The sequence below is a fragment of the Aeromonas sp. S2(2024) genome (genome assembly GCF_041402505.1).
Lineage (GTDB): Bacteria > Pseudomonadota > Gammaproteobacteria > Enterobacterales > Aeromonadaceae > Aeromonas > Aeromonas media.
Genome location: NZ_JBGLRL010000003.1, coordinates 62,190 through 83,099 on the forward strand (window position 1 = coordinate 62,190; position 20,910 = coordinate 83,099).

Here is a 20,910-nt window from a genome sequence, read left to right on the forward strand (position 1 = left end):
GACTTACCCGATCTCAGCACGGTCGTCCCGGTTCGGCAAGTGGCCGCATGCCACCTCACTGAACCGCCTCGTTGCGGGCCAGCGGCTGCACCGACTCGGCGATGCGCTTGGCCGTCTCGGTAGGGACTTCCCCGACCACGGTGATCTCCACGCCGACCTCGTTGACGAAGCTCACCAGTGAAGTGGCCCCCTGGCGGATCAATTGCTGACGCACCGCCTGCTTGGGATCGACCCGGGAGACATAGACGGAGAGATCCACCACGCCGTCCGACAGCATCATGTAGTCCACCGGCAGGCTGGTGCTGACCAGCTGGTGCCTGTCCTGAGAGAGCACCTTGAATCCACCCGGCAGCCAGGTCAGGTGCCAGTTCAGGGTCTGCTGGGGAGCGGGATAGGCGTCTTCCAATGCCAGCGCATCGGGCAGCTTGCTGCGGGCCAAGGTGACAAGCCAGGGCGCGGGCGCCGGCTGCCTGTCCAGATCTACCCCCAGCACCTGCTCCACCAGGTTGCCTTCCTTGTCCACCATGTCCACCCGCAGCAGCAGATGACTCTGCTCATCGACCCAGAGTACAAAGCCGTACTTGTCCGCCTCCTTGGGCACCAGTCTCACGACTTGCGCCACCAGACCGGCCACCCGGCTACGACCGGCCAGCACGGGGTCATAGCTTTCCAGCACCCGGGGCAGCGGCATCCTCACCAGACTCGACCATACGCCAGGAAAACGCGCCCCCTTCAGTGTGTAGGGTTCGTGGGTGTTCTCGAAGAAGGTGTATTCATTCTGGCGTTGCAGGTACTCCACCGCCTTGCCGTCGAGGTAGCTCAGATGAGCAACCTCCTTGCCATCGATCACCCCGTGACTGAAACGAATGGGCTCGAGGCGTCCCTGACGGGCCTTGACCATGGACAACTCAAAATTTTGTTGCGAAACGGCACTCTGCATCTGCTGCAACAAGGCCTCGGCCGACAGATCGTCGGCCGAGGCCTTGGCACAAATCAGCAGGAGAGAGGCCAGCAGAATGAGGCTGGACTGGCGCACGGTCTGATCCCTAAAGATGCGTTATTCCTGAATCTGCTTGTCTTGCAGCAGACGCTGTTGCAATTGATGGTCTCGCAGGAAGGCGTTGATACGCTCGCGCTGCTCCTGCATCTGTTGCTCGTTCAAGCCTTGCTGGCGAGGAGTGGCGCGGTTGCCCTCCTGGGGATAGTGCACACTCACTGGCGTCGCACTGCCACCGACCGGTATGGTGTTGAGCACAGGGTTGGCCGGCATGCCGTCGCTGCCCTGGTACTGCTGCACCCCGAAGATGACGGCGGCGGCCACCGATGCGGCAATGGCGTACTGCCCCATCTGTTGGCCAAACCGGCGGACCAGAGGTATTACCTTGCCAGCAGGCTTCACCTGAGGCATAACAGGTTGCACCAGCTTGGGCGCCAGTATGACGGGTTCATCTTCCAGTGCCAGCATGATGCTGTCACTGAGATCCAGTTGCAGATTGACCGGCAGGTCTCCCCGCATGGCATCACCGATCAGATGGTAACGAGCCCAGGTATCTTGCAGAGCGGGATCCGTTCCCAGCTCGTTCAGAACCTCCATGTCGCTGAGGTCACCATCCATCAGGGCTGAAAGTTGCTCTTTATTTGCCATAAGTTTGCCTGTCTTTCCCCAGTTTAATTCTCGATCAGAGGTTGCAGCTTTTTATCGATTGCTTCCCTCGCCCGAAAGATACGGGATCTCACCGTACCCACAGGGCAATCCATGATCTCCGCAATCTCTTCGTAGCTCAGCCCTTCCATTTCACGAAGGGTGATCGCTGTTCTCAAGTCTTCTGGCAAGGCTTCTATGGCGGCAAACACGGTACGCTTGATCTCGTCGGTCAGCGCCAGATTTTCCGGGGTGGCCACTTCTTGCAGGGCTTCACCACCACCATAATATTCAGCCTCGTCCGCTTCGACATCACTGCTGGGCGGTCTGCGCCCCTGTGAGGTCAGGTAATTTTTGGCCGTGTTGACGGCGATCCGATACAACCAAGTGTAAAACGCACTCTCGCCACGGAATGTCGGCAACGCCCGGTAAGCCTTGATAAAGGCCTCCTGCGCCACATCCGGCACATCGCCCGGATTGTTGACATACCTGGCCACCAGGTTGACCACCTTATGCTGGTATTTTCTTACCAACAGGTTGAATGCATTTTTATCGCCACGCTGGACCCGTTCAACCAGCTGTTCGTCCAGTAGATTCTGGTCGCTCATCAGAGCCGTAAAACCCCCATCAGGTTATCGTTCTTCTTTTCCGGCCCCTTCTAAGCGCACAAGTTCAGACAGGAGGAATCAGAGAAAGTTCGCTTGCATTGAAAAAAATGTGATGCAGGCTGCATCACAACCCCCCTTGGGCTACCATGGGGCCAGTTCTTAATCCAGGCCAATGATACTTATGAAAGCAAGTGTTGAATACCTTTGCGACGTACTGATCATTGGCAGCGGTGCCGCCGGTCTGTCCCTCGCGTTGCGATTGGCAGACCAGGCCAAAGTCCTGGTTCTGAGCAAGGGGCCCATCAGTGAAGGGGCCACTCTCTATGCGCAAGGAGGCATCGCTGCCGTGTTCGACGAGACCGACAGCATCGAATCCCATGTGAGCGACACGCTCAACGCTGGCGCCGGGTTGTGTGACCCGGCCGTGGTGGAGTTCACCGCCCGCAACGCCCGCGACTCCATCCAGTGGCTGATCCAGCAAGGTGTCCCCTTCGATCAGGAGGAGGATGCCGAGGGGGAATCCCACTATCACCTGACCCGGGAAGGGGGTCACAGCCATCGCCGCATCTTCCACGCGGCGGACGCCACCGGCAAGGCGGTGCAGCTCACCCTGATCGATCAGGTACGCGCCCACCCCAACATCCAGTTGATGGAGCGCTTCAACGCGGTCGATCTCATTACCACCCGCAAGCTGGACCTGCCAGGCAACCGGGTACTCGGCGCCTACGTCTGGAATCGCAACGTCGAGCAGGTCGAGGTGATCCGCGCCCGCTTCGTGGCACTGGCCACCGGCGGCGCCTCCAAGGTGTATCAGTACACCTCAAACCCGGACGTGAGCTCGGGGGACGGCATCGCCATGGCGTGGCGCGCTGGCTGTCGGGTGGCGAACCTGGAGTTCAACCAGTTCCATCCCACCAGCCTGTTCCATCCCGATGACCCCAACTTCCTGCTGACCGAAGCGTTGCGCGGGGAAGGGGCCTATCTGCGCCGTCCCGATGGCAGCCGCTTCATGCCTGAGTTTGACGAGCGGGCCGAGCTGGCACCCCGTGATATCGTCGCCCGCGCCATCGACCACGAGATGAAGCGACTCGGGGCCGACTGCATGTATCTGGACATCAGCCACAAACCGGCCGACTTCATCATCAAGCACTTCCCGACCATTTATGAGCGCTGTCTCGCGGTGGGCATCGACATCACCAAAGAGGCGATGCCCATAGTACCGGCGGCCCACTACACCTGTGGCGGCGTGATGATCGACAACAACGGCCAGACCGACATCCCCGGCCTCTACGCCATCGGCGAGGTGACCTACACCGGGCTGCACGGCGCCAACCGCATGGCCTCCAACTCCCTGCTGGAATGCGTGGTCTACGCCCATCAGGCGGGGGCCGACATCCTGGCCAAGCTCCCGACCAGCGTGGAACCACCCCATCTACCCGCCTGGGACGAGAGTCAGGTGGATGACTCGGACGAACAAGTGGTGATCCAGCACAACTGGCACGAGTTGCGGCTGATGATGTGGGATTACGTGGGGATAGTGCGCACCAACAAACGGCTGGCGCGCGCCAAGCGCCGTATCGACCTGCTCAAGCAGGAGGTGCAGGAGTACTACGCCAACTTCCGCGTCTCCAACAACCTGCTGGAGCTGCGCAACCTGTTGCAGGTGGCCGAGCTTATCGTCAACTGTGCCCTGGAGCGCAAGGAGTCCCGCGGGTTGCACTACAACCTCGACTACCCGGACATGCAAGCAAACCCCAAGCCGACAGTGCTGACGCCGGATCGGGAGTGAATGACTCCCACCACCGTCAATCAGATGACCCCGCCCCGGCGGGGTCATCTGTTATGGGGTGAATCTGGCGGTTTGGGCAGGGCGAGGTGGATGGCGCGGGCCAGGGCGCGGTAATGCGCGGGTGCCAGAGCATCGGAGAAGAGCCAGAGGCGGCGCTCGGCGCCCTCTTCTGTCTGCAACCTCAGCCAGAGCACACCGGGCAGGATACGGCTGCGGTCATCCAGCCGATGACGTCGGCCTTGCCACTCCAGCCACTCTCCGTCCCAGCAGAGCGCATCGCCCCTCTGCATGACAGGGCGCCAGGCCAGCCAGAGCCCCAGCAACCAGCAGGGGAGAAACAGCCCCCATTGCCAGCCATGGATCAGAGCGGCAACCGGCCAGAGCAACAGCAGAAACAGGGCAAGCAGCAGCATGCGCTGCCGCCGGGAGGGGATGACGGGCATCAGGACCCGCATCGGGGATCAGCTCAGGCGATCATGACGGGCCTGATTGCGCTCCAGGATCAGGGGGATCATGGCGGCGAAATCGGGATCGCTCGGCACACCGTGGCCCATGCTCCAGCGGAACAGTTCAGGATCCTCGCACTCCAGCAGGCGGATGAAGGTCTGCTGCTGTGCTTCGCTCAGGGAGTCGAACTCGTGCTCGAAAAAGGGCATAAATATCACATCCAGCTCGAGCATGCCGCGACGGCAGGCCCACTTCAGGCGGGACTTTTCAATTGGGCTCAACATGGAACTCTCCTTACAAAGACCCGGGGATGGTAGCAGCTGGATTTTCCGGCTGACAAACATTCCTTACGTCTTTACCATGCAGGTCACATACTTTCTGTCTCTGGAATACCATCGTGAGCCTGCCGACCCCTGTTCTTCCTGCCGAGCCAACCCTGTTTCCCCTGACCGATCTGGCCATCACCCGCCTCACCGGCAATGATCGCGTGAAATATCTGCAAGGCCAGGTCACCTGCGACGTCAATACCCTGCAACCGGGCCAAAGCACCCTCGGTGGCCATTGCGACCCCAAGGGCAAGCTGTGGAGCGATTTTCGCCTGCTCTGCCTCGATGAGAGCCTGCTGCTGCTGACCAAGCCGTCGGTGCTGGCGCGCCAGTTGCCCGAGCTCAAGAAATTTGCGGTGTTCGCCAAGGTCGAGATCGGCGAGTTCCAGGGCCAGGCGGTCGGCGTGGCCGGTCAGGGCACAGACACCTGGATCGCCGCGCAATACGGCCTTCAGGAGACCGGCCTCGTCGAGGGGGGCATGGCGGTCAAGGTGGAAGCCGAACGATGGTTGCTGGTGAGCGAACAACCGCTCGATATCGGCTTGCCCGTCGGACAGGAATCACTCTGGTGGGGTCTGGATATCAAGGCCGGCATCCCGCACCTGGAGGCGGTTCATCAGGGTGAGTACATTCCCCAGATGCTGAACCTGCAGGCCCTGGACGGCATCAGCTTCACCAAGGGCTGCTACATGGGACAGGAGATAGTGGCGCGCGCGAAGTACCGCGGTGCCAACAACCGCGCCCTCTTCGTGCTGGCCGGGCAGGCCAGTGGCCCCGTTGCCAGCGGCGATACCCTGGAGATCCAGCTCGGTGACAACTGGCGGCGCAGCGGCATGGTGTTGAACGCCTGGCAGCAGGATGGCCAGCTGTGGCTCACCGCCGTGCTGCCAAAAGACACCGAGGCCGATGCCAGTTTCCGCCTCAAGCAGGAGGAAGGCTCCCGCCTTGCCCTGCAACCCCTGCCCTACTCCCTGACCGAGTAAGGTCGGCTAACGAGGCACCCGCGCCAGCAGGGCCTCCTTCAGCCAGCGCCCCGCCTGCCCGAGCGGGCGGGCGCGATACCACTGCAACTCCAGCTCCAGCTCGGCCTGGGGCATGAAATCCGGCTTGAGTACCACCAGCTCCCCTCGCGCCAGCGGCCGGTGCAGCAGAAACTCGGGCACCGCAGACCAGCCCAGCCCCAGCTTTACCAGCTCCAGGATCCCGAGATCCCCCTCGACCCACCACACCTGGGACGAGAGGCGAAAGCGATGGCGCTCCGTGCCCTCCCGCCGCCCCGTCACCATCAGCTGGCGGGCCCCTTGCAGGTCGCTCTCGTGCAGCGGTGTCTTGTGGGCCAGGGGATGATCCGGGGAGACCACCAGGGGCATGGCGACGCTCCCCAGGGAGCGGGAAACCAGCTCCCGCTCGGGGTGGGCCTTCTGGTAGCTGATGCCGAGCTGGGCCCGCCCGCTCTTGAGCAGCTCGGTCACATCTTCCATCAGCGGGAACAGCAGCTCCAGCTCCACCGCCGGGTAGCGGCTGGCGAACGCCTCCAGCAGAGCCCCCAGCCAGGGCAGGTGGGAGTCATCGTCGATGGCGAGCGTCAGGCGCGACTCTATGCCGCTGGCCAGCTCCCCGGCAATGGCCTGCAGCCGCTCGCTCTGGGCCAGCAGCACCCCCGCCTCCTGGCTGATGCGGGCCCCCGCCTCGGTCAGCACCGGGTAGCGGCCGCTGCGATCGAACAACTCGAGGCCGAGGTCGATCTCCAGGTTGGCGATGGCGGTGCTCACCACCGATTGCGCCTTGCCCAGCCGGCGCGCCGCCGCCGAGAAAGATCCCGTCTCAGCCGCCGCCAGCAACGCCTTGAATTGTTCCAGTGAAGGGGTCATCCATCTGCTCCTGCTCTGCTCTGCTCTGCTCTGCTCTTGGACCTAGCTCTATCTATTTTAACGATAGATACCAACATGAACCTATCGAATAATAGCGATACATTGGTCGCCATCCACAGAAAGAGATAGATAGAGAGACAGATGATGCGTAATACCCGTGACCGCCTGCGCCACGCCATCGGCTTCGAATTGATTGGCCTGCTGATCGCCGCCCCCCTGGCAAGCTGGGTCACCGGCGTCGGTCTCAACCACATGGGCCCGCTTGCCCTGTTCTTCTCGGTAGTCGCCACCGTCTGGAACTATGTCTACAACATCGGGGTGGACAGGTTGCTGCTACGCCTGCAGGGCCATACCCACAAGAGCCTGTGGCAGCGGGTGCTGCATACCTTGGGTTTCGAGGGGGGCTTGCTGGTCGTCGCACTGCCGGTAATGTCCTGGTGGCTCGACATCGGCCTGCTGGAGGCGCTGGCGCTGGATCTGGGTTTCGTGCTGTTCTACTTGGTCTATGCCTTCATTTACAACTGGAGCTATGACAAGGTGTTCCCCATCCCGGGCCAGGGGGCGCAACGGGTCACGGGTTAACAAGAGGAAGGGAATAAAACGAGGCACCATCATGCGGCTGGCATGATGGTGCTGATCTGGAGCCTCAGAAGACAGGCATTCAGGCTTGCGCCTTTACCTCGTCGGCGGGCGTCTCGATCTGGGCCGATTCCTGGTTCAGCATGGCCTCAAGGTCGCTCTGATATTGGTTCAGCATGCGCTGTGCCGCGACCATGTCCCCCTTGTGCAGACGCTCGAACAGATGGTGCTGCACCACGCCGTTGAGATACTCCACCGTGATGGGTTGCTCCAGGGCGGACAGCAGCTCCTCTTTCTCCAGTTCAGCATTGATTTCATCGACACTGGTACGCAGCAGACCGGCCAGTTGCACCAACATGCGACGCTCGCCTTCACGCAACAGGCTCAACATGCGGTTTCTCTGCTGCTCATTCTGTTGGGTCATACATTTCCTTACGTAGAGTGGGAACAAGCCCGCTCATTCTGCCCTGTCCTTTTCACAGCGTCTATCTCGGGCGCATCACTAATTGAGCGTCCCGCCAGCCGGGCGCGGACCGGGTGCTATTTGCCCCTTTGCCCGGTATAGTAACCGCTGTTCCAGAGGGCCAGAGCGCCCCCGTTGATGAGACTGCCAACCCCATGACCGACGCCATTCTGGTGCTCTGCACCTGCCCTGATGAAGCCAGTGCAGACCTCCTCTGCGAGCACCTCCTCACCCAGCGCCTCGCCGCCTGCATCAACCAGTTACCGGGAGTAAACTCCGTCTATCGCTGGCAGGGGAAAATTGAGCGCGCACGTGAAATCCAGCTCATCATCAAATCCAGGGCCTCGCTGTTCGAGCCCTTGCGTCAGTGCATTCTGGCTCACCACCCTTACCAGGTGCCGGAGATCCTGGCGCTCCCCGCAAGCCAGGGTCATCAACCCTATCTCGACTGGTTGACACAGGAGACCTCATGACACTGTTTCGCCTGCTTTGCCCCCTGCTGCTCCTGCTGAGCCTGCTCGCGGCCCCCGTCCAGGCCAGCAGCCAGGATCTGCTCAACAGTCTCGGCATCGAGACCAATACCCAGCCCAAATTTCTGAAAGTCGACGAGGCCTTCGCCCTCGAGAGCGAGCAGCAGGGAAACAAGCTGCTGCTGACCCTGCGCCTCGCCGACGGCTACTACCTCTATCGCCACAGCATCGGCGTCAAGGGGGACAACCTCGCCTTCGAGGCGCCCGTGCTGCCTGCCGGCACCGAACATGAGGATGACTTCTTCGGCAAGACCCGGGTCTTTTATCAGGAGCTGCAGATCCCCGTCACCCTGACCCAGGTGGGGGACGCCGCCAGCCTCAAGATAAGCTATCAGGGTTGCACCGAGGGTCTCTGCTATCCGCCCACCGACAAGCGGATCCCGGTGCAGCCTCTCACTGCCACCAGTGACGCCGCCGGGCAGGCCGGCCCCGCTGACGCCATCGAGGCGCCAGCCAGCAGCCAGCAGGACAGACTGGCGGCCGCCCTCGGCAGCCAGGGCTTCTGGCTCAGCATCGCCGCCTTCTTTGCGCTCGGGCTGGGGCTGGCATTCACCCCCTGCGTCTTCCCCATGTACCCCATTTTGACCGGCATCATCGCCGGTGCCGGTCAGCACCTCTCCACCCGCCGCGCCTTCCTGCTCTCCTTCGTCTATGTGCAGGGGATGGCGGTCACCTACACCCTGCTCGGGCTGGTCGTCGCCTCGGCCGGCTTGAAGTTCCAGGCCGCGCTGCAGCACCCCTATGTGCTGATCGGCCTCTCCGTCATGTTCGTGCTGCTGGCGCTCTCCATGTTCGGGCTCTATACCCTGCAACTGCCGAGCAGCCTGCAGACCCGGCTGTCAGGCCTCTCCAACCGCCAACAGGGTGGATCCGTGGTAGGGGTTGCCATCATGGGGATGATCTCCGGCCTGGTCTGCTCCCCCTGCACCACGGCGCCGCTCTCGGGGGCGCTTATTTACGTAGCCCAGAGCGGCGATCTCTGGCTTGGCGGCGCGGCGCTCTATGCCCTGTCGCTGGGGATGGGTCTGCCGCTGCTGCTGCTCGGCACCTCGGGGGGCAAGTTACTGCCCAAGGCGGGCGCCTGGATGGATGTGATCAAGCAACTCTTTGGTTTTGCACTGCTGGCGGTGCCCATACTGCTGCTGTCACGGCTCTTGAGCGACCAGATTGCCACCCTGCTCTGGCTCGGCTGGGCACTGGTGCTGTGTGCCTATCTCTATCACCACAACCAGCATCGCACCCACTCGCTCGGCAAGAGTCTCGGCGGCTTCGTGCTGCTGCTGGCGATGATGACTCTGGTGGTGGTCGGCAAGGATCTGCTGCTGCCCGAGCCTGGCGTCAAGGCCAGCACCGGGATCCAGGCTCCTCAATTCATCCGCATCAAGACCCTGGATGACCTCAAGACCCGACTCGAGGCCGCCCGCGGTAAGCCGGTGCTACTGGATCTCTACGCCGACTGGTGTGTCGCCTGCAAGGAGTTCGAGCACAAGACCTTCAGCGATTCCGAGGTGCGAGCACGCTTCGCCGACATGGTGCTGCTGCAGGCTGACGTCACCGCCAACGACGATGCCGATGTGGATCTGCTCAACGGCCTGAACGTGCTGGGGCTGCCGACCCTGATCTTCTTCGATCGCGATGGCAACGAGGTAAGCGGGCAGCGGGTGACCGGCTTTATGGGGCCCGCCGAGTTCCTCGGCCAGCTGGACAAGCTGCGCTAGATGGAGTTGCGGCGCCTGTCATCGGCTCACTCGAGCCACATACAGTGGCTGGAGGAGGTCGTGCTGGCGACGCCTGCCTACAGTTGGCTGACGGAAGGCAAGGCACCCAACCCTGCGGATGCCTTGGAGATACTGCGAGCCTGCCCACCGGGCATAGGAGAGCATGACAAGTTTGTGCTGGCCATCCAGGAGGAAGAGGTGCTGCTTGGCTGCGTCGATCTGGTTCGCGGTTATCCAGATAAGCAGACGGCCTATCTTGGCCTGCTGCTTTTGAAGGAGTGCTGGCAGCGACGGGGGGTTGGTAGCGAACTGGTCGCACGACTCATGGGGATGGCGGCTGGCTGGGGTTGCACCACCCTGCGACTCGGGGTCATCGAGACCAACGCCCCTGCCCTGCATTTCTGGTCGAAACACGGCTTTAAGCAAGTGGATCGCAAGCAGATAGCCGGGTTCACTGGCGATACTCTGGTCATGACGCGCACCGTCAGTCATCCATACCGCCCCGAATCCAGCAACTCGGCCACCGCGCGTTGATTTTTCTGACCATCCCTTGTATATGACTGGCGCCATGGCAAAATTTTCCCTTTCCCGTCTCGCATCATCCGGAGTTTTGATGAAAAAGTGGTTCATCCCCCTGCTGGCCTGCTGGCTCTATGGCTGCAACTCAGGTCCAGGTGAAGAGGCGATCCAGAGCCAGGTCACCGCCAGGCTGCAGGCCGAGACAGACGCTAACCTGTTCGAGATCAGCGACTTCGCCGTGCTCGACAAGGAGGAGCGGATGGAGGGGGTCTATCTCGTCAGGGTGAGCTACCGGCTCCACTTCAAGCAGGGGCTGGATCAGCTGCAGGTACTGCACGACGAGGATCTGGTCTATGACAGGGTCGGCCCCTTCCAGCAGGAGATGGCGCTGATGGAGCTGGAGCGCAAATACGGCGAATTCGAGGCAGGCCAGGCCCTGGCGCAGGAGAGCCAGGTCTGGATGATGAAGACAGAGCAGGGCTGGCAATTGGCAGAACCGGCGCAGCAGGGATAAGCGCCCTCCTCCCTGCCGCCAGCCCTCCCCCTTAGACTTACAGCAGATCCTTCATCCGGTGCCACAGCATCCCGAGCGCCAGCAAGGGGGAGCGCAGGGCAGGTCCGCCGGGGAAGGTCATGTGGGGCACGCTACTGAAGAGATCGAAGCCCCGGCTCTCCCCCCTGATCGCCTCGGCCACCAGCTTGGCGGCCATGTGAGTGGCATTGAGGCCGTGCCCCGAGTAAGCCTGGGCATAGAGCACATTGGGGTGCTCCTTGAGGCGCCCGATCTGAGGCAGCCGGTTGGCGCCTATGCCTATCATGCCCCCCCACTGAAACTCGATGGCGGTGCCCGCCAGCTCAGGGAAGACCCGCAGCAGCTTGGGCAGCATAAACGCCTTGATGTCCCTGGGATCACGCCCCGAGTAGTTGCAGGCCCCGCCAAACAGCAGGCGACCATCGGCCGACAACCGGTAGTAGTCGAGCGCCACGTTCTGATCGCACACCGCCATGTTTTGCGGCAGCAGCCGCTGACGCAGCCGTTTCTCCAGTACCTGGGTGGCGAGTATGTAGGAGCCCGCCGGCAGCACCTTGCCCCCCAGTTCGGGATTGAGCTCATTGAGGTAGGCGTTGCAGCCGATCACCAGATAGTTGGCGCGGCAACGGCCGTGGGCCGTGGTCACCTCGACCCGCTCGCCATAGTCGATGTGGGTCACCCTGGAGTGCTCGAACAGGGCGACGCCCAAGCTGGCTGCCGCACGGGCCTCGCCGAGCGCCAGGTTGAGGGGGTGCAGGTGGCCTGAGCCCATGTCGATCATGCCGCCGATATAGCGATCCGACCCCACCACTGACCTTATCTCACCCTTGGGGACCAGCCTGACCTCATGCTGGTAGCCCAGGCTGGCCAAGTGCTCGGCATCCTCCTCAAATCCCTTGAGGTGGCGTGACTTGGTGGCCAGATCGCAGTAGCCCCAGGTCAGATCGCAGTCGATGTTGAACCGCGCGACCCGCTCGCGCACCAGCTGCACCGCCTCCAGCCCCATCAGGTCCAGCTCGCGCACCCCTTGCTCGCCTATCCAGCGGGCAAACTGGCTGGTGTCGTGGCCTATGCCGCGAATGAGCTGGCCGCCGTTGCGCCCAGAGGCGCCCCAGCCGATGCGGTTGGCCTCCAGTAGCACCACCTTGTAACCGACCTCGGCCAGGTTGATGGCGGTGTTGAGGCCGGTGAAACCGCCGCCTATGATGCAGACGTCGGCATTCAGCTCACCGCTGAGCTCGGGCCACTGCCTATGGTCGTTGCGGGTGGCCGCGTAATAGGAGGCCACGTGCTCCTGGTGTCCGTTGTGTCTTCCTGTCTGCATGCTCAGCATCCTGCCTTGGTTGCATTTGTTTACTAAATTAAACGCAGTGTCATCGATAATACCCAGCCCAGGGTCACCATTCCAGCCTCCGTGGATCACAGAAATGTAAAAGGTGTCCCGAAGGACACCTTTTGAGGGGCCAGCCGAGGGGCCCAAAATGAAAGAGGCGCCCCGCAGGGCGCCTCTTCAGCAATCAAGATACGGTAACGAATTACAGTACGTTGATGGCGTTCAGGTCGGAGAAGGCTTTCTCCAGACGGGCGATCATGGAAGTCTGACCGGCACGCAGCCATACGCGCGGATCGTAGAACTTCTTGTTCGGCTTGTCAGCACCTTCCGGGTTGCCCAGCTGGCCTTGCAGGTAGGCTTCGTTGGTCTTGTAGAAGTTCAACAGACCTTCCCAGGTAGCCCACTGGGTGTCGGTGTCGATGTTCATCTTCACGACGCCGTAGGAGATGGATTCGCGGATCTCTTCCAGGGTGGAACCTGAGCCACCGTGGAACACGAAGTCCAGGGACTTGGCCGGCAGACCGAACTTCTCGGAAACGTATTTCTGGGAAGCGTCCAGGATGGACGGGGTCAGCTTGACGTTACCCGGCTTGTACACACCGTGCACGTTGCCAAAGGAGGCAGCGATGGTGAAACGCGGGCTGATCTTGGACAGACGCTCGTAGGCGTAAGCCACGTCTTCCGGCTGGGTGTACAGGGCGGATTGATCCATGTGGCTGTTGTCCACACCGTCTTCTTCGCCACCGGTGCAACCCAGTTCCAGCTCCAGAGTCATGTTCATCTTGGCCATGCGAGTCAGGTACTCGCAGCAGATGTCGATGTTCTCTTCCAGAGACTCTTCGGACAGATCCAGCATGTGGGAGGAGAACAGCGGCTTGCCGGTTTCGGCAAAGTGCTTCTCGCCCGCTTCCAGCAGACCGTCGATCCACGGCAGCAGCTTCTTGGCGGCGTGGTCGGTGTGCAGGATCACGGGTACACCGTAGGCTTCGGCGACGGCGTGCACGTGCTTGGCACCGGAGATGGCACCGATGATGGCAGCCTGCTGGCCTTCCAGCTTCAGACCCTTGCCGGCGGTGAACACGGCACCACCGTTGGAGAACTGAACGATGACCGGGGCTTTGACCTTGGCGGCAGCTTCCAGCACGGCGTTGACGGAGTCGGTACCCACGCAGTTTACGGCAGGCAGAGCGAAGCCGTTCTCTTTAGCGATGGCGAACACTTTCTGAACGTCATCACCAGTGATCACGCCGGGTTTTACGAAGTCGAAAATTTTCTTAGACATGTTTAATCGTCCTGTTCTCGTATGCCGTTAATAAAAAATGGGGGGTTCATCATGAACCGGCACAGCGGCCACATGATAAACGAAACGGGAGGCTTTTGCCCCCCGTCCCGGGTCAATTAGGCTTTGGCGCGTTCTTCAAGAATCGCGACAGCCGGCAGTACCTTGCCTTCTACGAACTCCAGGAAGGCGCCGCCGCCGGTGGAGATGTAGGAGACCTTGTCGGCGATGCCGAACTTGTCGATGGCGGCCAGGGTGTCACCACCGCCAGCGATGGAGAAGGCCGGGGAAGCGGCGATGGCTTCAGCGATCACCTTGGTGCCTTCGGCGAACTGGTCGAACTCGAACACGCCGACCGGGCCGTTCCACAGGATGGTCTTGGCGTTCATGATGATGTCGGCCAGGGCCTTGGCAGAGTCAGGACCGATGTCGAAGATCATGTCGCCGTCGGTCACATCGCTCACGGACTTGATGGTGGCCGGAGTGGACTCGGAGAATTCGGTGCCAACAACCACGTCTGTGGTCACCGGAATGTTGGTCTCGGCAGCCAGTTTCTTGGCGGTGTCGATCAGGTCGTGCTCGCACAGGGACTTGCCGACGTTGTGACCGGCAGCGGCGATGAAGGTGTTGGCGATGCCACCACCGACAACCAGCTGGTCAGCGATCTTGGAGAGGGATTCCAGCACGGTCAGCTTGGTGGAGACCTTGGAGCCGCCAACGATGGCAACCATGGGGCGCTCGGGCTTGAGCATGGCCTTGCCCAAGGCGTCCAGTTCACCGGCCAGCAGCGGACCTGCACAGGCAACCGGGGCGAACTGAGCCACACCGTAGGTGGAACCTTCGGCACGGTGAGCAGTACCGAACGCATCCATTACAAAGACGTCACACAGGGCGGCGTATTTTTTGGCCAGCTCTTCGGTGTTCTTCTTCTCCCCTTTGTTGAAACGGCAGTTTTCCAGCACAACCAGCTCACCGGCGGCGACGTCTACGCCATCCAGGTAATCCTTGGCCAGGCGGACCGGGCAGGACAGAGCGTCTTTCAGATAGTTGACTACCGGGGCCAGGGAGAATTCTTCGTTGTATTCACCCTCGGTCGGACGACCCAGGTGGGAGGTGATCATCAGCTTGGCGCCCTTTTCCAGAGCCAGCTTGATGGTCGGCAGCGTCGCCACGATACGTGCATCGGAAGTGACCTTGCCGTCTTTTACCGGCACGTTCAGGTCAGCACGGATCAGAACGCGTTTACCCGCCAGATCCAGGTCGGTCATCTTGATAACAGACATATTCAGTCCTCTATATATTTTCAGGTAATGTTAAAAAAACAGTAACCTTGCGCCCGGTGCAGACTCTCAGCCTGCGGCCATCATGGCCCGGGTGGTATCCAGCATGCGGTTGGCGAAGCCCCATTCGTTATCACACCACATCAACATCTTGACGAGGTTGGCATCGCTCACCCGGGTCTGGGTACCATCAATGATGCAGGAGTGTGCATCATGATTAAAGTCTACGGAGACCAGCGGCTCTTCCGTGTAATCCAGAATACCGCTTAATGTACCTCTGGATGCCCGTTGCAGGGCTTGATTTACGTCAGTAACCGTCACTTTTTTACGAACAGTAATACTGAGATCCATTGCGGTGACGTTGATGGTCGGTACCCGTACCGCGATCGCCTCGAACTTGCCGGCGAAGTGGGGAAGGATTCGCTCCAACCCCTTTGCCAGCTTGGTATCCACCGGGATGATGGACTGGCTGGCAGCACGGGTTCGACGCAAGTCACTGTGGTAGGCATCGATGACTTGCTGATCATGCATGGCCGAATGAATTGTCGTAATAGTACCACAATTTATCTCGAATTCTCGATGCAATGTTTCTATGACGGGCACCACGCAGTTGGTGGTACAGGAGGCGTTGGAGACGATCCGCTCCCTTCCCGTCAGCACCTGATGGTTCACCCCGTAGACTATGGTCGCATCCACATCTGCATCGGCTGGATGGGAGAACAACACCTTGCCCGCTCCCGCCCCCAGATGCAGTTCGGCATCGGCCCGGGAGCCGAACACCCCGGTGCAGTCCAGCACCACATCCACCCCCAGCGCCCGCCAGGGTAGCCGCGACGGATCCCGCTCGGCGAACAGGGAGATGAGATCCTCCCCCACCAGCATGCTGCTGCCGGCCAGCTGCACCGGATACCGGAAGCGGCCGTGGCTGGTGTCGAAACGGGTGAGGTGCACCATGGCCTCGGGCGCCGCCAGCTCGTTGATGGCAACTATCTTGATGGTCTGATCGCGCCCGCTTTCATAGAGGGCGCGCAACACGTTGCGGCCGATGCGCCCGTATCCGTTGATGGCAATCTTGATCATGAAAAATCTGTGTCCTTACCTGCGACAAAGTGACGGGTCCCTGACTGGCTCACGACAGCAGGGCATCCTGGAATACGCCACGGGCCAGCAGGGCGGCCCCGAACACCCCGGCGCTATCCCCCAGGGCTGGAGCAATAATGGGGGTCGCGAAGCGGGGATTAAAGAGGAAGGGTAAAATTGTCTGCCGCCCGGCGCTGTAGAGACTCTGCACGTTGCCGACCCCGCCGCCGATGACGATGACGTCCGGATCCAGAATGTTGACCACGTTGGCCAGCGCCTGACCAAACAGCAGATGCAGTCTGTCTATGGTGAGCTTGGCCACGTGATCGTGGGCGCTGGCCGCCGCAATCTGGGCCAGCGACAGATGACGCTTGGCCTTGGCCTGATACCAGGCTTCCAGCGCCGGGCCGCTGATGAAGGTCTCGACGCAGCCGCGCTTGCCGCAGTAGCACTCGGGCCCGTCGGGGGAGAGCACGTTGTGGCCCCACTCCCCGGCGATGCCGTGGTGGCCGTTGAGGATCTGGCCATTGATGACGATGCCTGAACCCACCCCGGTGCCCATGATGATGCCGAACACCACCTTGGCATCCGGATGGTGCTGACGCACAGCCCCCAGGTGGGTCTCCGCCAGCGCGAAGCAGTTGGCGTCGTTGGCAATCAGCACGGGCACGCCCAGCTTGCGCTCCAGGTCTTCCTTGAACGGCTTGCCGTTGAGCTCTGTGGTGTTGCAGTTCTTCATCAGCCCGGTCTGGGGATCCCGCGCCCCCGGCGTGCCCATGCCCAGCACGGTCGGCCGCTGACCCAGCCTGGCGGCGCATTCGTCCACCAGTTTGGCGATCTGGCCGATCATGTGCTGATAGCCGCCCTGGCGCTCGGTGGGGATGCGATGGCGCAGCAGCACCTCGTCGCCATCGAGCACCACGCATTCACACTTGGTCCCGCCAAGGTCGATACCCCAATCCCAAGAACCCTTGCTCATCCAGCCTCCTGCCATGTTCGACGACGCCCTCACCCGGTCGTCAGGAGGCGCACTCGCCCATCCTGTCCGCGACCCTGTTCAGTGGTGGTGCAGTGTAACCCGAGCGGTGACCAGGATGCAGCCCCCGTGAGGCCGGGCAGCAAAACGGGGCCCGCAGGCCCCGTTATCGTTGTGCTGTCTGCCGCGCTCAGCGGCCGTGGTACTGAGCCGACAGCTCGTGCACCGCGTTCACAAACACCCCGGCGTGCTCCGGATCCACATCCTGATGGATGCCGTGACCCAGGTTGAAGACGTGGCCGTTGCCGCTGCCAAAGCCCGCCAGAATGGTGGCGACCTCTTCGCGGATACGCGCAGGCGCGGCGTAAAGCATGGAGGGATCCATGTTGCCCTGCAGCGCCACCTTGTCACCGACCCGGCGCTTGGCGTCGGCAATGTCGGTGGTCCAGTCCAGTCCCAGCGCATCGCAGCCGGTGGCGGCGATCTGCTCCAGCCACTGGCCGCCGTTCTTGGTGAACAGGGTGACAGGCACACGGCGCCCCTCATTTTCACGGATCAGGCCATCGACGATCTTGTGCATGTACTGCAGGGAGAAGTCGCGGTAATCCCGCGGGGTCAGCACGCCGCCCCAGGTGTCGAACACCATGACGGACTGGGCACCCGCCCTGATCTGGGCGTTGAGGTAGCTGATCACGCTGTCCGCCAGCTTGTCCAGCAGCAGGTGCAGGGTCTGCGGCTCTGCATACATCATCTGCTTGATCTTGGTGAAGGCCTTGGAGCTGCCCCCCTCCACCATGTAGGTGGCCAGGGTCCAGGGGCTGCCGGAGAAGCCGATCAGCGGCACTTCGCCCTTGAGCTCGCGGCGAATGGTGCGCACCGCGTTCATCACGTAACCGAGCTCGTCTTCCGGATCCGGGATGGGCAGCGCCTGCACGTCGGCCATGGACTTGATGGGGCGCTCGAAGCGCGGGCCTTCCCCGTGCTCGAAGTAGAGGCCCAGCCCCATGGCGTCGGGCACGGTCAGGATGTCGGAGAAGAGGATGGCGGCATCGAGGGGATAGCGGCGCAGCGGCTGCAGGGTGACTTCACAGGCCAGCTCGGCGTTGCGGCACAGGGACATGAAGTCCCCCGCGACGGCGCGGGTCGCCTTGTATTCCGGCAGGTAGCGGCCAGCCTGACGCATCATCCACACCGGGGTCATGTCCACATCCTGGCGCAGCAGGGCACGCAGGTATCGATCGTTCTTCAGCTCTTTCATCCCAGTTCCTGAGTTCATATCCAGCATAAAATGGCGGATATGATACCACTTTGTGCGAGGCTGAGGGCGGCACAAACGCGCCGCAGGGTCGCCGGAGTGCAAAGATGTGAGGGGGCGCAAACCAAGGCCCCGCTTTTCAGGGCCTCGCCCTCACCACTTCTCTGCGAGGCTCTGCTCGATCAGCCGCCGCGCTATGGTGCCGTGGGGGGGCAGCCGTGGCAGCCGGTCCGCCTCGAAGAAGTCGGCGGCCACCAGCTCGTCGTCCTGCACCTTGATCTCGCCGCTCTGGTAGTCGGCGGTGAAGCCCATCATCAGGCTGTGGGGGAAGGGCCAGGGCTGGCTCGCCACGTAGCGCACGTTGCACACCCGGATGCCGCTCTCCTCGAACACCTCCCGCGCCACGCACTGCTCCAGGTTCTCCCCCGCCTCCACGAAGCCCGCCAGCACCGTATACATGGGATCCTCCGCCTGATAGTGACGGCGATGGGCCGCCAGCAGGATAGCCGGGCCCTTGCGCACCGCCACTATGATACAGGGGGAGATGCGCGGGTAGACGACGTGACCATGCCGGCACACCTGCGCCCACTCCCTCGCCTTGGGGGTCATGGGGGCGCCACATTCGCCGCAGAAGCGATGGGTGCGGCGGAAGGTGGCCAACTGCCAGGCGCGACCGGCGAGGCGAAACCCCTCCTCGTCCCCCGCCACCATCAGCTGGCGCAGCCCCGCCAGGGGAGGGCTCTCGGCATCCGGCCCCAGATCCAGCAGATAACAGGGCAGCCCGTCCCACTCATCAAAAGACTCAAAATGGGCGGAGTGCAGATGGGCGGGCAGGCAGGCCCTGGGGCCCTGGGGGATCTGCCCCCGTTCATCCAGCAGGACGAGGTGATCGCCCCCCAGCACGAACCAGCGGGCCTGTTCGGTTGATGACATATGTTGAAGGCTCTTGTTGAGAAGGGTGCGCAGGGCACGGGTCTTGGGCTCATCTTACGGCCGCAGAGGCCCCCTGGCGACCCCTGACATGGTCTATGCGCCCCCATGAAAAAAGGCCGCCGTGGCGACCTTTCTCTTGGCGATCGCCCGGGCGATCAGTTCATCCAGCGCTCGCTGCTCTTGCGACGACGGGGCAGCATGGGGAGGAGAATGCCGAGCAGTATGCCGCCGAGCACCATGGCACCACCGCGGATGAACCAGTCCATCTGCATGTCGTGCTCCTGGTTGTCATAGCTCTGAGTCAGGGCGTCGTTCTGCTCCTTGAGGCTGCTCATCTCGGTGCTCTGGCTGGCGAGCTGGGCCTTCAGGCTGGCGATCTCCTTGCTTTGCTCGGTGATCTGGCCATCCTTCTCGGCGAAACGTCGCTCGTTGTCGCCATTGAGGTTCAGCAGACGGGCCTTGGCCTCATCCAGCTCTTTCTGAACCTGGGGCAGGCGCTCGCGCAGGCTGATCTCCGCCTGCAGCTCGCTGTTCTTGATCCAGCCTTCACGACCACGGCCGTCCACCACCTGGGTGAAACCGGCGTCGTTGTTCACCGCCTTGACCTCCAGCGGCTCACCAGCCTTGACGCTGCCGAGGATCCGGTACTGGGTGCCAGGACCGTTGTGGATATAGGTAAAGATGTTGTCTGAGACATAACGGGTATCGGCCAGTACCTGTTGGGCACACAAGCAGATCAAGATCCCGAGAAGGGCGCGCATGGTCGATCGATTCTCTTCGTTGAATTAGGTTGCAGGCCGAATGTTAAGCCGCCAGCGGGTCAAAGGACAAGCAAAGAAAAGCGGCGCCCCCCTGACTGAGAGGCGCCTCACCGTCTCTCCCGTTTGCCACGCGACCATTCCAGACGCCGCAGGCTACTTCTGTTGCAATGCCCTCACCTCGGCACGCAGGGCCTTCAGCTCCTGCAACAGTTGCGCCTGCTGCTCGCTCTGCTGACGTCGCCACAGGGTGGTGTCGTCATTGGTCTTGCCGGGATGCACGAACAGGCTGGCCATGAAACCACTGAGGGCGCCAAACAGACCCACACCAAACAGGATGAGCAGACTGGCGACGAAGCGCCCCTCCTCGGTCTTGGGTACCAGATCCCCGTAACCCACAGTCGAGAGCGTGACCAGCGTCCACCAGAAGGCGTCATAGGGGGTCTGGATCAGGCTGCCTGGCTGGCCCGTCTCCAGCCAGTACATGACGCCGGAGCCCACCCCCAGCAGCAGGAAGAACAGGAAGAGGATGCCGGACAAGGTGGTTTCGTTGCGCTCCCGGCGAAACATGCCCAGCAGATCCGGCCTGTCTCGCAGCAGCTGATAGACCCGCCACAGCTGGATCAGTCGCGCCCAGCGCAGCTGTTCCACCATGGGCAGGCTGCCCGGCAGATAGAACCAGTTGGCCTTGAAGAAGGCCATCCGATTGGGGGCCCGCACCCAGCCGTAGGCGAAGTGGGCGAGGAAGAAATAGCAGATCAGGCTATCGACGTCATAGAAGAGTTGCAGGGTCTGTGGACTCCACTCACTGTGGCCCCACCAGCGGGCGCAGACCAGAGAAACGGAGATCACCGACAGAAACGCCATCAGCAGATCCATGGCGCGCAGGTGAGTTAAGTGATGTCGCATACAATTTCCTACTTTAGGCACGGTGCGAATTAATAAAAAGGAAGATAATGCCGATATTCCTGAGGACAAAGGAAAACCGGCCA

General features: G+C 61.8%; 23 protein-coding genes. 7 read left to right on the forward strand and 16 right to left on the reverse strand.

The features are described 5' to 3' along the window. Window positions 1-55: 55 nt before the first annotated feature. From ACB039_RS04430 to rpoE, 3 genes are read right to left on the reverse strand one after another with little or no spacing between them, the layout of a single operon-like run. The gene (locus ACB039_RS04430) at window positions 56-1,036 is read right to left on the reverse strand and encodes a MucB/RseB C-terminal domain-containing protein (protein ID WP_043128421.1); all 981 of its coding nucleotides are present in this window, start codon (window positions 1,034-1,036) and stop codon (window positions 56-58) included. Between the two features lie 21 nt (window positions 1,037-1,057). Then, on the reverse strand, window positions 1,058-1,645 hold the full coding sequence (locus ACB039_RS04435; RefSeq protein WP_005332789.1) for an RseA family anti-sigma factor: 588 nt from the start codon (window positions 1,643-1,645) through the stop codon (window positions 1,058-1,060). 23 nt (window positions 1,646-1,668) lie between these two features. Further along, complete coding sequence (gene rpoE, locus ACB039_RS04440; protein WP_005332791.1) at window positions 1,669-2,250, reverse strand: RNA polymerase sigma factor RpoE; 582 nt, start codon at window positions 2,248-2,250, stop codon at window positions 1,669-1,671. Between the two features lie 181 nt (window positions 2,251-2,431). On the opposite strand from rpoE, the gene nadB reads away from it, so the two are divergent. Beyond that, window positions 2,432-4,039 (forward strand): L-aspartate oxidase, encoded by a 1,608-nt coding sequence (gene nadB, locus ACB039_RS04445; RefSeq protein WP_005332793.1) that lies wholly within the window; start codon window positions 2,432-2,434, stop codon window positions 4,037-4,039. A gap of 44 nt (window positions 4,040-4,083) precedes the next feature. Here nadB and ACB039_RS04450 read toward each other — a convergent pair whose 3' ends face one another. Both ACB039_RS04450 and ACB039_RS04455 read right to left on the reverse strand, forming a co-directional pair. Further along, window positions 4,084-4,482, reverse strand: coding sequence for a protein YgfX (locus tag ACB039_RS04450; protein WP_270824149.1), 399 nt, complete (start codon window positions 4,480-4,482; stop codon window positions 4,084-4,086). 18 nt (window positions 4,483-4,500) lie between these two features. Further along, entirely contained in the window at window positions 4,501-4,770 is a 270-nt protein-coding gene (locus tag ACB039_RS04455; protein WP_041205030.1) for a succinate dehydrogenase assembly factor 2, read from the reverse strand. A 119-nt stretch (window positions 4,771-4,889) separates the two neighbouring features. Between ACB039_RS04455 and ygfZ the strand changes: the two genes are divergently transcribed. Then, entirely contained in the window at window positions 4,890-5,795 is a 906-nt protein-coding gene (ygfZ, locus tag ACB039_RS04460; protein ID WP_152565375.1) for a tRNA-modifying protein YgfZ, read from the forward strand. A 6-nt stretch (window positions 5,796-5,801) separates the two neighbouring features. Here ygfZ and ACB039_RS04465 read toward each other — a convergent pair whose 3' ends face one another. Next, entirely contained in the window at window positions 5,802-6,683 is an 882-nt protein-coding gene (locus ACB039_RS04465) for a LysR family transcriptional regulator (protein ID WP_268434805.1), read from the reverse strand. 144 nt (window positions 6,684-6,827) lie between these two features. On the opposite strand from ACB039_RS04465, the gene ACB039_RS04470 reads away from it, so the two are divergent. Beyond that, window positions 6,828-7,265 (forward strand): PACE efflux transporter, encoded by a 438-nt coding sequence (locus ACB039_RS04470; protein ID WP_182788989.1) that lies wholly within the window; start codon window positions 6,828-6,830, stop codon window positions 7,263-7,265. A gap of 79 nt (window positions 7,266-7,344) precedes the next feature. Here the strand turns inward: ACB039_RS04470 and ACB039_RS04475 are convergent, their stop codons facing one another. Next, on the reverse strand, window positions 7,345-7,686 hold the full coding sequence (locus tag ACB039_RS04475) for a hypothetical protein (RefSeq protein ID WP_041205027.1): 342 nt from the start codon (window positions 7,684-7,686) through the stop codon (window positions 7,345-7,347). A 194-nt stretch (window positions 7,687-7,880) separates the two neighbouring features. Here ACB039_RS04475 and cutA point away from each other — a divergent pair, with 194 nt between their 5' ends. From cutA to ACB039_RS04495, 4 genes are all read left to right on the forward strand, one after another. Next, window positions 7,881-8,198 carry a divalent-cation tolerance protein CutA gene (gene cutA / locus ACB039_RS04480; RefSeq protein ID WP_005332803.1) on the forward strand — a complete coding sequence of 106 codons (318 nt, stop codon included), beginning with the start codon at window positions 7,881-7,883 and terminating at the stop codon, window positions 8,196-8,198. After that, window positions 8,195-9,973 carry a protein-disulfide reductase DsbD gene (locus tag ACB039_RS04485; RefSeq protein ID WP_270824099.1) on the forward strand — a complete coding sequence of 593 codons (1,779 nt, stop codon included), beginning with the start codon at window positions 8,195-8,197 and terminating at the stop codon, window positions 9,971-9,973. Before cutA ends, ACB039_RS04485 begins: the two co-directional genes overlap by 4 nt. Next, on the forward strand, window positions 9,974-10,507 hold the full coding sequence (locus tag ACB039_RS04490) for an N-acetyltransferase (RefSeq protein WP_171273226.1): 534 nt from the start codon (window positions 9,974-9,976) through the stop codon (window positions 10,505-10,507). 79 nt (window positions 10,508-10,586) lie between these two features. Next, window positions 10,587-11,006, forward strand: coding sequence for a hypothetical protein (locus ACB039_RS04495; RefSeq protein WP_041205025.1), 420 nt, complete (start codon window positions 10,587-10,589; stop codon window positions 11,004-11,006). Between the two features lie 37 nt (window positions 11,007-11,043). Here ACB039_RS04495 and ACB039_RS04500 read toward each other — a convergent pair whose 3' ends face one another. From ACB039_RS04500 to ACB039_RS04540, 9 genes are all read right to left on the reverse strand, one after another. Continuing rightward, window positions 11,044-12,348 (reverse strand): FAD-binding oxidoreductase, encoded by a 1,305-nt coding sequence (locus tag ACB039_RS04500; RefSeq protein WP_226170329.1) that lies wholly within the window; start codon window positions 12,346-12,348, stop codon window positions 11,044-11,046. Between the two features lie 211 nt (window positions 12,349-12,559). After that, window positions 12,560-13,639 (reverse strand): class II fructose-bisphosphate aldolase, encoded by a 1,080-nt coding sequence (fbaA, locus tag ACB039_RS04505; protein WP_005332814.1) that lies wholly within the window; start codon window positions 13,637-13,639, stop codon window positions 12,560-12,562. 116 nt (window positions 13,640-13,755) lie between these two features. Beyond that, the gene (locus ACB039_RS04510) at window positions 13,756-14,919 is read right to left on the reverse strand and encodes a phosphoglycerate kinase (RefSeq protein WP_005332815.1); all 1,164 of its coding nucleotides are present in this window, start codon (window positions 14,917-14,919) and stop codon (window positions 13,756-13,758) included. A 66-nt stretch (window positions 14,920-14,985) separates the two neighbouring features. Then, the gene (gene epd / locus ACB039_RS04515; protein WP_371165208.1) at window positions 14,986-15,996 is read right to left on the reverse strand and encodes an erythrose-4-phosphate dehydrogenase; all 1,011 of its coding nucleotides are present in this window, start codon (window positions 15,994-15,996) and stop codon (window positions 14,986-14,988) included. A gap of 49 nt (window positions 15,997-16,045) precedes the next feature. Beyond that, a complete protein-coding gene (locus tag ACB039_RS04520; protein WP_371165209.1) occupies window positions 16,046-16,975 on the reverse strand; it encodes an ROK family protein in 930 nt (309 codons plus the stop codon). Between the two features lie 187 nt (window positions 16,976-17,162). Further along, complete coding sequence (gene hemE, locus ACB039_RS04525) at window positions 17,163-18,230, reverse strand: uroporphyrinogen decarboxylase (RefSeq protein WP_371165210.1); 1,068 nt, start codon at window positions 18,228-18,230, stop codon at window positions 17,163-17,165. A 150-nt stretch (window positions 18,231-18,380) separates the two neighbouring features. Then, the gene (gene nudC / locus ACB039_RS04530; RefSeq protein WP_371165211.1) at window positions 18,381-19,160 is read right to left on the reverse strand and encodes an NAD(+) diphosphatase; all 780 of its coding nucleotides are present in this window, start codon (window positions 19,158-19,160) and stop codon (window positions 18,381-18,383) included. Window positions 19,161-19,315: 155 nt separating this feature from the next. Continuing rightward, window positions 19,316-19,921, reverse strand: coding sequence for a TIGR04211 family SH3 domain-containing protein (locus ACB039_RS04535; protein WP_025328281.1), 606 nt, complete (start codon window positions 19,919-19,921; stop codon window positions 19,316-19,318). Between the two features lie 153 nt (window positions 19,922-20,074). Further along, window positions 20,075-20,896, reverse strand: coding sequence for a potassium channel family protein (locus ACB039_RS04540; protein WP_042648717.1), 822 nt, complete (start codon window positions 20,894-20,896; stop codon window positions 20,075-20,077). Window positions 20,897-20,910: the final 14 nt, after the last annotated feature.

What these genes read in the sequence shown, in the direction of transcription:
- ACB039_RS04435 (WP_005332789.1), bottom strand. Translation starts at nt 1,645, where the DNA reads ATGGCAAATAAAGAGCAACTTTCAGCCCTGATGGATGGTGACCTCAGC.
- rpoE (WP_005332791.1), bottom strand. Translation starts at nt 2,250, where the DNA reads ATGAGCGACCAGAATCTACTGGACGAACAGCTGGTTGAACGGGTCCAG.
- nadB (WP_005332793.1), top strand. Translation starts at nt 2,432, where the DNA reads ATGAAAGCAAGTGTTGAATACCTTTGCGACGTACTGATCATTGGCAGC.
- ACB039_RS04450 (WP_270824149.1), bottom strand. Translation starts at nt 4,482, where the DNA reads ATGCCCGTCATCCCCTCCCGGCGGCAGCGCATGCTGCTGCTTGCCCTG.
- ACB039_RS04455 (WP_041205030.1), bottom strand. Translation starts at nt 4,770, where the DNA reads ATGTTGAGCCCAATTGAAAAGTCCCGCCTGAAGTGGGCCTGCCGTCGC.
- ACB039_RS04465 (WP_268434805.1), bottom strand. Translation starts at nt 6,683, where the DNA reads ATGACCCCTTCACTGGAACAATTCAAGGCGTTGCTGGCGGCGGCTGAG.
- ACB039_RS04470 (WP_182788989.1), top strand. Translation starts at nt 6,828, where the DNA reads ATGCGTAATACCCGTGACCGCCTGCGCCACGCCATCGGCTTCGAATTG.
- ACB039_RS04475 (WP_041205027.1), bottom strand. Translation starts at nt 7,686, where the DNA reads ATGACCCAACAGAATGAGCAGCAGAGAAACCGCATGTTGAGCCTGTTG.
- cutA (WP_005332803.1), top strand. Translation starts at nt 7,881, where the DNA reads ATGACCGACGCCATTCTGGTGCTCTGCACCTGCCCTGATGAAGCCAGT.
- ACB039_RS04485 (WP_270824099.1), top strand. Translation starts at nt 8,195, where the DNA reads ATGACACTGTTTCGCCTGCTTTGCCCCCTGCTGCTCCTGCTGAGCCTG.
- ACB039_RS04490 (WP_171273226.1), top strand. Translation starts at nt 9,974, where the DNA reads ATGGAGTTGCGGCGCCTGTCATCGGCTCACTCGAGCCACATACAGTGG.
- ACB039_RS04495 (WP_041205025.1), top strand. Translation starts at nt 10,587, where the DNA reads ATGAAAAAGTGGTTCATCCCCCTGCTGGCCTGCTGGCTCTATGGCTGC.
- ACB039_RS04500 (WP_226170329.1), bottom strand. Translation starts at nt 12,348, where the DNA reads ATGCAGACAGGAAGACACAACGGACACCAGGAGCACGTGGCCTCCTAT.
- fbaA (WP_005332814.1), bottom strand. Translation starts at nt 13,639, where the DNA reads ATGTCTAAGAAAATTTTCGACTTCGTAAAACCCGGCGTGATCACTGGT.
- ACB039_RS04510 (WP_005332815.1), bottom strand. Translation starts at nt 14,919, where the DNA reads ATGTCTGTTATCAAGATGACCGACCTGGATCTGGCGGGTAAACGCGTT.
- epd (WP_371165208.1), bottom strand. Translation starts at nt 15,996, where the DNA reads ATGATCAAGATTGCCATCAACGGATACGGGCGCATCGGCCGCAACGTG.
- ACB039_RS04520 (WP_371165209.1), bottom strand. Translation starts at nt 16,975, where the DNA reads ATGAGCAAGGGTTCTTGGGATTGGGGTATCGACCTTGGCGGGACCAAG.
- hemE (WP_371165210.1), bottom strand. Translation starts at nt 18,230, where the DNA reads ATGAAAGAGCTGAAGAACGATCGATACCTGCGTGCCCTGCTGCGCCAG.
- nudC (WP_371165211.1), bottom strand. Translation starts at nt 19,160, where the DNA reads ATGTCATCAACCGAACAGGCCCGCTGGTTCGTGCTGGGGGGCGATCAC.
- ACB039_RS04535 (WP_025328281.1), bottom strand. Translation starts at nt 19,921, where the DNA reads ATGCGCGCCCTTCTCGGGATCTTGATCTGCTTGTGTGCCCAACAGGTA.